General features: G+C 72.8%; 6 protein-coding genes. All 6 read right to left on the bottom strand.

Annotation, left to right across the window (positions count from 1 at the left end):
- The coding region (locus AE652_RS31585) for an AAA family ATPase (RefSeq protein WP_049657774.1) at nucleotides 1-2,424 on the bottom strand (2,424 nt) is incomplete at its 3' end.
- A 152-nt stretch (nucleotides 2,425-2,576) separates the two neighbouring features.
- Entirely contained in the window at nucleotides 2,577-2,735 is a 159-nt protein-coding gene (locus tag AE652_RS46765) for a hypothetical protein (RefSeq protein ID WP_158077676.1), read from the bottom strand.
- Nucleotides 2,736-2,984: 249 nt separating this feature from the next.
- On the bottom strand, nucleotides 2,985-4,490 hold the full coding sequence (gatB, locus tag AE652_RS31580; protein WP_049657772.1) for an Asp-tRNA(Asn)/Glu-tRNA(Gln) amidotransferase subunit GatB: 1,506 nt from the start codon (nucleotides 4,488-4,490) through the stop codon (nucleotides 2,985-2,987).
- A gap of 83 nt (nucleotides 4,491-4,573) precedes the next feature.
- The gene (locus AE652_RS31575) at nucleotides 4,574-4,831 is read right to left on the bottom strand and encodes a hypothetical protein (protein ID WP_049657770.1); all 258 of its coding nucleotides are present in this window, start codon (nucleotides 4,829-4,831) and stop codon (nucleotides 4,574-4,576) included.
- Nucleotides 4,828-6,321: an Asp-tRNA(Asn)/Glu-tRNA(Gln) amidotransferase subunit GatA gene (gene gatA / locus AE652_RS31570; protein WP_049657767.1), complete on the bottom strand. Its 1,494-nt coding sequence runs from the start codon at nucleotides 6,319-6,321 to the stop codon at nucleotides 4,828-4,830. Before gatA ends, AE652_RS31575 begins: the two co-directional genes overlap by 4 nt.
- 5 nt (nucleotides 6,322-6,326) lie before the next feature.
- The gene (gatC, locus tag AE652_RS31565) at nucleotides 6,327-6,623 is read right to left on the bottom strand and encodes an Asp-tRNA(Asn)/Glu-tRNA(Gln) amidotransferase subunit GatC (protein WP_049657766.1); all 297 of its coding nucleotides are present in this window, start codon (nucleotides 6,621-6,623) and stop codon (nucleotides 6,327-6,329) included.
- Nucleotides 6,624-6,898: the final 275 nt, after the last annotated feature.

Below are 6,898 nucleotides of genomic sequence, written 5' to 3'. Positions count from 1 at the left end.
CGCCTCGGCCTGCGGCAGGCCCCGGCTGTCCGCCTCCACCGCGGCGGCCTCGGCCAGCAGCGGGTAGACGTCGGACTCGTGGCCGAGCCGGCCGTCCTCCTCCAGCGCGGCGAGCAGTTCGGCCCGGGCCTCCAGCGGCCGGCCGCCGAGCGCCGCGAGCCGCACCGCCAGCCGGCTGATCGGCACGCTGTGCTGGACCTGGCCGACCCGGTTGGCCGACCGGGCCTGCGCCAGCATCGTCCCCGCGGTGGCCAGGTCCCCCTTGAGCAGGGCGAGTTCGCCGCGCATCCGGTCCAGGAACTCGGCGTGGGTGCCGGTCGGGCTGGCCGCCTCGTAGCCGACCAGCACCTCGGTGGCCTCCCGGGCCCGCCCGAGGTCGGCGAGCGCCTCGACCAGGTTGCCGGTCAGGATGGCGCCGATGTTGCGCAGCAGGCCGTTGCCGTTCGCGTACTCCAGGCCCTCCCGGGCCAGTCGGACCGCGTCCTCGGGGTGCCCGAGTCCGCGCTGCATGCTGGCCAGGTTGTTGATGCCGCGCAGCAGCAGGTCGGGCACGCCCAGCCGGCGGGCCCGTTCGACCGCCCCGGCGAGCTCGGCCAGCCCGCCCTCGGCGTCGCCCTGGACGTCGTAGCGCAGGCCGCCGAGGGTCATCCGGGCGTGCACCTCGACCGAGTGCGCGCCCACCTCCTCGGCGATCCGGATCGCCCGCTCGGCCAGCTCGATCGCCGCCGGGGTGGGCTTCTTGAGCATCGCCGTCCCGGCGCCGAGCGCGAGCACCTCGGCCTGGACCGCGGTCGGCGGCAGGTGCTCCACCAGCCGCAGCGCGTTCGCGATCTCCTCCTCGTCGCCGGAGCGGCGCAGACTGCCCAGCATCCGGGCCCGGTTGATCCGGAACCAGGCCGCGCGCACCGGGTGCTCGGCCTCGTCGACCAGCCGCAGCCCGCGCTTGGCCAGGCTCAGGCCGCGCTCGCGGTCGCCGCAGCGCCGGGCCGCGACCACCGCCTCGGCCAGCACGTCGACCAGCTGGATCCGGTCGCAGTCCCCGTCCGCGGTGCTGTGGTCGCAGGAGCCGGGCGGGTAGGTCTCGGCCCAGTCGTACGGGCGCAGGGTGTGCGCCAGCACCTCCTCGGAGACCAGGTCCCACAGCTCCAGGGCGCGTTCCAGCATGCCGAGCTGCTCGGCGAAGGCGTTGCGGCGGCGGGCCGCGCGGGCGGCGTCCAGGGCCGTCGGCAGGGCGCGGGCCGGATCGTGCGCGTGGTACCAGTAGTTGGCCAGCCGGGCGGCCAGCGCGTCACCGGGGACCAGCTGCGGCTGGGCCTCCACCGCGAGCGCGAACCTGCGGTTGATCCGGTGCCGTTCGCCGGGCAGCAGGTCGTCCGAGACCGCCTCGCGGACCAGCGCGTGGCGGAACCGGTAGCCCTCGCCCTCGCTGTCCGGGCGCAGGATGTTGGCGCCGACGGCCGCCCGCAGCGCCTCGATCAGCGCCTCCTCGTCGTCGTCCAGGACGGCGGCCAGCAGGGCGTGTTCGACGTGCGAGCCGCCCTCGGCGGCGATCCGCACCACCCGCTGGGCCTCCTCGTCCAGGCCCTCGACCCGTACCAGCAGGATGTCCCGCAGCGAGTCGGTCAGCCCGGCGCCGAAGCCGTCCTCGAAGGCGGTGGCCAGCTCCTCGACGAAGAACGGGTTCCCCTCCGAACGGCGGTGGATGCGGTCCACCAGCTGGCGGTCGGGGACGGTGGTGCCGAGGATGCCGGCCAGCTGGGCGGCCACCTCGCGGCGGTCGAACCGCGCCAGCTCCAGCCGCTGGACGGTGCGCAGCCGTTCGAGCTCGGCCAGGAAGGGGCGCAGCGGGTGCCGGCGGTGCAGGTCGTCGGTGCGGTAGGTGGCGACCAGCAGCACCCGGGAGCGGTGCAGGGTGCGCACCAGGAAGGCGAGCAGCTCGCGGGTGGAGCGGTCGGACCAGTGCAGGTCCTCGACGGCGAGGACGAGGGTACGCTCCGCGCCGAGCCGTTCGAACAGCCTCGCGGTGTGCTCGAACAGCCGGGCCCGGCTGTACTCGTCGTTGGGTTCGCCGTCCACCTCGCCGAACTCGGAGAGCAGCAGGGCGAGATGGCTCTCGCTGCCGGCCGCGGCGGCCTCCAGTTCGGCGCCCAGCGAGCGGTGCAGCCGGCGCAGCGCGGCGGCCAGCGGCGCGTACGGCAGGCCCTCGGCGCCGACCTCCAGACAGCTGCCGAGCGAGGTGACCGCCCCCTGGGCGGCGGCCCGCTCCAGGAACTCCTCCAGCAGCCGGGTCTTGCCGACCCCCGCCTCGCCGCCGATCAGGACGGACTGCGGGCTGCCGGTGCCCGCGCGGCGCAGCGCGTCGGTCAGCTCGGTGATCTCGCTTCCGCGGCCGACGAAGACGGGGCTGACCGATGTGTGCTGCATGGAGGCGAGCATGCCATAGCCGGTGGGGCCCGGCCGAGGGGTTATCTCCCCTGGCGAACGGGTCGAAGGGCCCGAACGCCCGGAGGGGGAGACGCTCACTCGCAGCGTCTCCCCCTCCGGAGTTCCTTCGGCACCGTCGTGGTGCCGCACCGTCAGCATTCGGGCCGACGCACGGGGCGCCGCTGGAAGCGGGCGGCCACCGGGCGCTGCCGCAGGCGGCGGGCCTCCTTGGCCTCGCGCACGAGGCGCTCGTGCTCGGCGCGGGCCACGAGCTCGTGGGCCTGTTGCTGGAAGGTCTGGTACTCGATCATTTCCGGTTCCCCCTCGGGTTTTCCACTGCGTCCTGCTGACAGGTAAGAGCTTCCTCCGCCAGTGGGGGGTGCCGCATCGGGAGCCTGCCGCATCTTCCGGGGCCCGGATGCCTTAGATCGGGCGCAGATCGGGTGCCAGAAAAGGTTTAAGGCCCCGCCTCACCCAGATACATAGGTGAGGCGGGGCCTTAGGCCTTACTTAGAGGGCCTTAGATGCCTTAGACGCCTTAGGAAGGAAGGGCTGACGACCTAGGCTGCGCCCAGACGCTCCAGGATCAGGTCCTTCACGCGGGCGGCGTCGGCCTGGCCGCGGGTGGCCTTCATGACCGCGCCGACCAGCGCGCCCACGGCCTGGACCTTGCCGTCGCGGATCTTGGCGGCGATCCCCTCGTTCTCGGCGATGGCCTGGTCGACGGCGGCACCCAGCGCGGAGTCGTCCGAGACCACGGCCAGGCCGCGCTTCTCGACGATCGCGTCCGGCTCGCCCTCGCCGGCCAGCACGGCCTCGATGACCTGGCGGGCCAGCTTGTCGTTCAGCTTGCCCTCGGCGACCAGCGCGGCGACCCGGGCGACCTGCGCCGGGGTGATCGGCTGCTCGCTCAGCTCGGTGCCGGTCTCGTTGGCGCGGCGCGCCAGCTCGCCCATCCACCACTTGCGGGCCTGGTCGGCCGGGGCACCGGCCGCGATGGTCTCCTGGATCGGGCCCACCGCACCGGCGTTGAGCACCGACTGCATGTCCTTGTCGGACAGGTCCCACTCGGCCTGGAGCCGGGCGCGGCGCACCCGCGGCAGCTCGGGCAGGGCGGCGCGCAGCTCCTCGACCCACGCGCGGGCGGGGGCCACCGGCACCAGGTCCGGCTCGGGGAAGTAGCGGTAGTCCTCGGCGTTGTCCTTGATCCGGCCCGAGGTGGTGGAGCCGTCCTCCTCGTGGAAGTGGCGGGTCTCCTGGACGATGGTGCCGCCGTCGGTCAGCACGGTGGCGTGGCGCCGGATCTCGAACCGGGCGGCCCGCTCCACGCTGCGCAGCGAGTTGACGTTCTTGGTCTCCGAGCGGGTGCCGAAGGTCTCGGTGCCGTTCGGGCGCAGCGACAGGTTGACGTCGCAGCGCATCTGGCCCTTGTCCATCCGGGCCTCGGAGACGTCGAGCGAGCGGATCACCTCGCGCAGCTCGGCGACGTACGCCTTGGCGACCTCGGGGGCGCGCTCGCCGGCGCCCTCGATCGGCTTGGTGACGATCTCGATCAGCGGGATGCCGGCCCGGTTGTAGTCGAGCAGCGAGTGGGTGGCGCCGTGGATGCGGCCGGTGGCCCCGCCGACGTGGCTGGACTTGCCGGTGTCCTCCTCCATGTGGGCGCGCTCGATCTCCACCCGGAAGGTCGAGCCGTCCTCCAGCTGCACGTCGAGGTAGCCGTTGAAGGCGATCGGCTCGTCGTACTGCGAGGTCTGGAAGTTCTTGGGCATGTCCGGGTAGAAGTAGTTCTTCCGCGCGAACCGGCACCACTCGGCGATCTCGCAGTTCAGCGCCAGGCCGATCTTGACCGCCGACTCCACGCCGACCGCGTTGACCACCGGCAGCGAGCCCGGCAGGCCCAGGCAGGTCGGGCAGGTCTGGCTGTTCGGCTCGGCGCCCAGCTCGGTCGAGCAACCGCAGAACATCTTGGTCTTGGTACCCAGCTCGACGTGGACCTCAAGGCCCATCACCGGGTCGTACGACGCGAGAGCGTCCTCGTAGGAGACCAGGTTCATGACGCTCACAGCGTCCCTTCTCACTTGAAGCTTGGGAGGTACGGGCCCGGCCGCCGCGTCGCGCGGGGCCGGGCCTGGGCGCTTGACTCAGCTCAGCCCAGCAGCACGTCGTCGGAGCCCAGCTGACGCAGCTCGCGCACCAGCAGGGCGGTGCCGGTGACCAGCGCGGCCGCGCCGACCAGGGCGTTGACCAGCTTGAGGGTGTCGCTCTCCTCGCGGGCCTTGCGGACGTCCTTGACGACGGAGATCGCGCCGAACGCGCTGGTGCCGATGGACAGCCACAGGCCGGGCTTGGAGTGCTTGAAGCCCTTCAGCGAGCCGGAGCCCTTGGCCTTCTCGATCTTGCTCACAGTGCCGGTGCCTCCTCCAGCAGGGTGTGCCCCCACTTGTCGTTGAGTGCGGCCTCGACGGCGCCGCCCACGCGGTACAGGCGGTCGTCCGCCATCGCGGGTGCGATGATCTGGAGGCCGACCGGGAGATTGTCCTCCGGGGCCAGGCCGACCGGCAGCGACATGGCCGCGTTGCCCGCCAGGTTCGACGGAATCGTGCACAGGTCGGCCAGGTACATCGCCATCGGGTCGTCGGCGCGCTCGCCGATCGGGAAGGCGGTGGTCGGCGTGGTCGGCGAGACCAGGACGTCCACGCCCGCGAAGGCCGCGTCGAAGTCGCGCGAGATGAGCGTGCGGACCTTCTGGGCCGAGCCGTAGTAGGCGTCGTAGTAGCCCGAGGACAGCGCGTAGGTGCCCAGGATGATGCGGCGCTTGACCTCGGGGCCGAAGCCGGCCTCGCGGGTCAGGGCGGTGACCTCCTCGGCCGAGCGGCTGCCGTCGTCGCCGACCCGCAGGCCGTAGCGCATCGCGTCGAAGCGGGCCAGGTTGGAGGAGCACTCGCTGGGCGCGATCAGGTAGTACGCCGGCAGCGCCAGGGTGAACGACGGGCAGGAGACCTCGACGACCTCGGCGCCCAGCTCGCGCAGCAGCTCCACCGACTCGTCGAAGCGCTGCATCACGCCGGCCTGGTAGCCCTCGCCGGCGAACTCCTTGACGACGCCGATCCGCATGCCGCGGATGTCGCGCATCCTCGCGGCCTCGACGACGGCCGGGACGGGCGCGTCGATCGAGGTGGAGTCCAGCGGGTCGTGGCCGGCGATGGCCTCGTGCAGCAGGGCCGCGTCCAGCACGGTGCGGGCGCACGGGCCGCCCTGGTCCAGGCTGCTGGAGAAGGCGACCAGGCCGTAGCGGGACACCGAGCCGTAGGTCGGCTTGACGCCGACGGTGCCGGTGACGGCGCCGGGCTGGCGGATCGAGCCGCCGGTGTCGGTGCCGATCGCCAGCGGGGCCTCGAAGGCGGCCAGCGCGGCGGCCGAACCGCCGCCGGAGCCGCCGGGGATGCGGGAGAGGTCCCACGGGTTGCCGGTCGCGCCGTACGCGGAGTTCTCGGTGGAGGAGCCCATCGCGAACTCGTCCATGTTGGTCTTGCCGAGGATGACCACGTCAGCGTCCTTGAGACGGCTGGTCAGCGTGGCGTCGTACGGCGGGATCCAGCCCTCGAGCATCTTCGAACCACAGGTGGTCGGGATGCCCTTGGTGGTGAAGACGTCCTTGAGCGCGAGCGGGACGCCGGCCAGCGGGCCCAGCTCCTCGCCCTTGGCGCGCTTGTCGTCCACGGCCTTGGCCGCGGCCAGCGCGCCCTCGGTGTCGACGTGCAGGAAGGCGTTGACCTTCTTGTCGACGGCTCCGATGCGGTCCAGGTGGGCCTGCGCGACCTCGACGGCGGACACCTCGCCCTTGGCGATGGCGCTCGCGGTCTCGGCGGCGGTGTAGCGGATCAGCTCGGTCATATCGGTCAGTCCTCCCCGAGGATCTGCGGCACACGGAAACGCTGCTCCTCGGAGGCGGGGGCGCCGGACAGCGCCTGCTCCGGGGTGAGCGACGGCCGCACCTCGTCCGCGCGCATGACGTTGGTCAGCGGCAGCGGGTGGGAGGTCGGCGGGACGTCCTGTCCGGCGACCTCGGAAACGCGGGCGACCGCGCCGATGATCACGTCGAGCTGCTCGGCGAAGTGGTCCAGCTCTTCGGGCTTCAGCTCAAGACGCGACAGCCGGGCGAGGTGGGCGACCTCCTCGCGCGTGATGCCAGGCATGCAGCGATCCTCAGGGTGAGTTCTGGTGAGACCCGGCGGTGCCTTGCGGGCGGAGCCGGGCCCGGGCAGGAGCAGCCGGGTTCGGCGCTCCGTCCTCGTGGTCTTTGGACCCCATCCTATGGGGCCCGTCCCGTACCCCGGCCAACGAGTGATCCGCGGCGGCCGTCGCCGGCGCCCGTCACGCTTGTCGCCGACACCCGTCGCGGCCGTCGCCGGTACCCGTCGCGGCCCGACGGTGGCTCCCGTCGCGGCCTGGCGGCGGCGTCCGGCGGGCT

This window comes from Kitasatospora sp. MY 5-36, assembly GCF_001182915.1.
Classification (GTDB): domain Bacteria; phylum Actinomycetota; class Actinomycetes; order Streptomycetales; family Streptomycetaceae; genus Kitasatospora.
This window is presented reverse-complemented; position numbering and strand designations above follow the sequence as displayed.

Bases quoted from the DNA above. Each gene is read 5' to 3' on its own strand.
- AE652_RS46765 (WP_158077676.1), bottom strand. From the start codon at position 2,735: ATGATCGAGTACCAGACCTTCCAGCAACAGGCCCACGAGCTCGTGGCC.
- gatA (WP_049657767.1), bottom strand. From the start codon at position 6,321: ATGACCGAGCTGATCCGCTACACCGCCGCCGAGACCGCGAGCGCCATC.
- gatC (WP_049657766.1), bottom strand. From the start codon at position 6,623: ATGCCTGGCATCACGCGCGAGGAGGTCGCCCACCTCGCCCGGCTGTCG.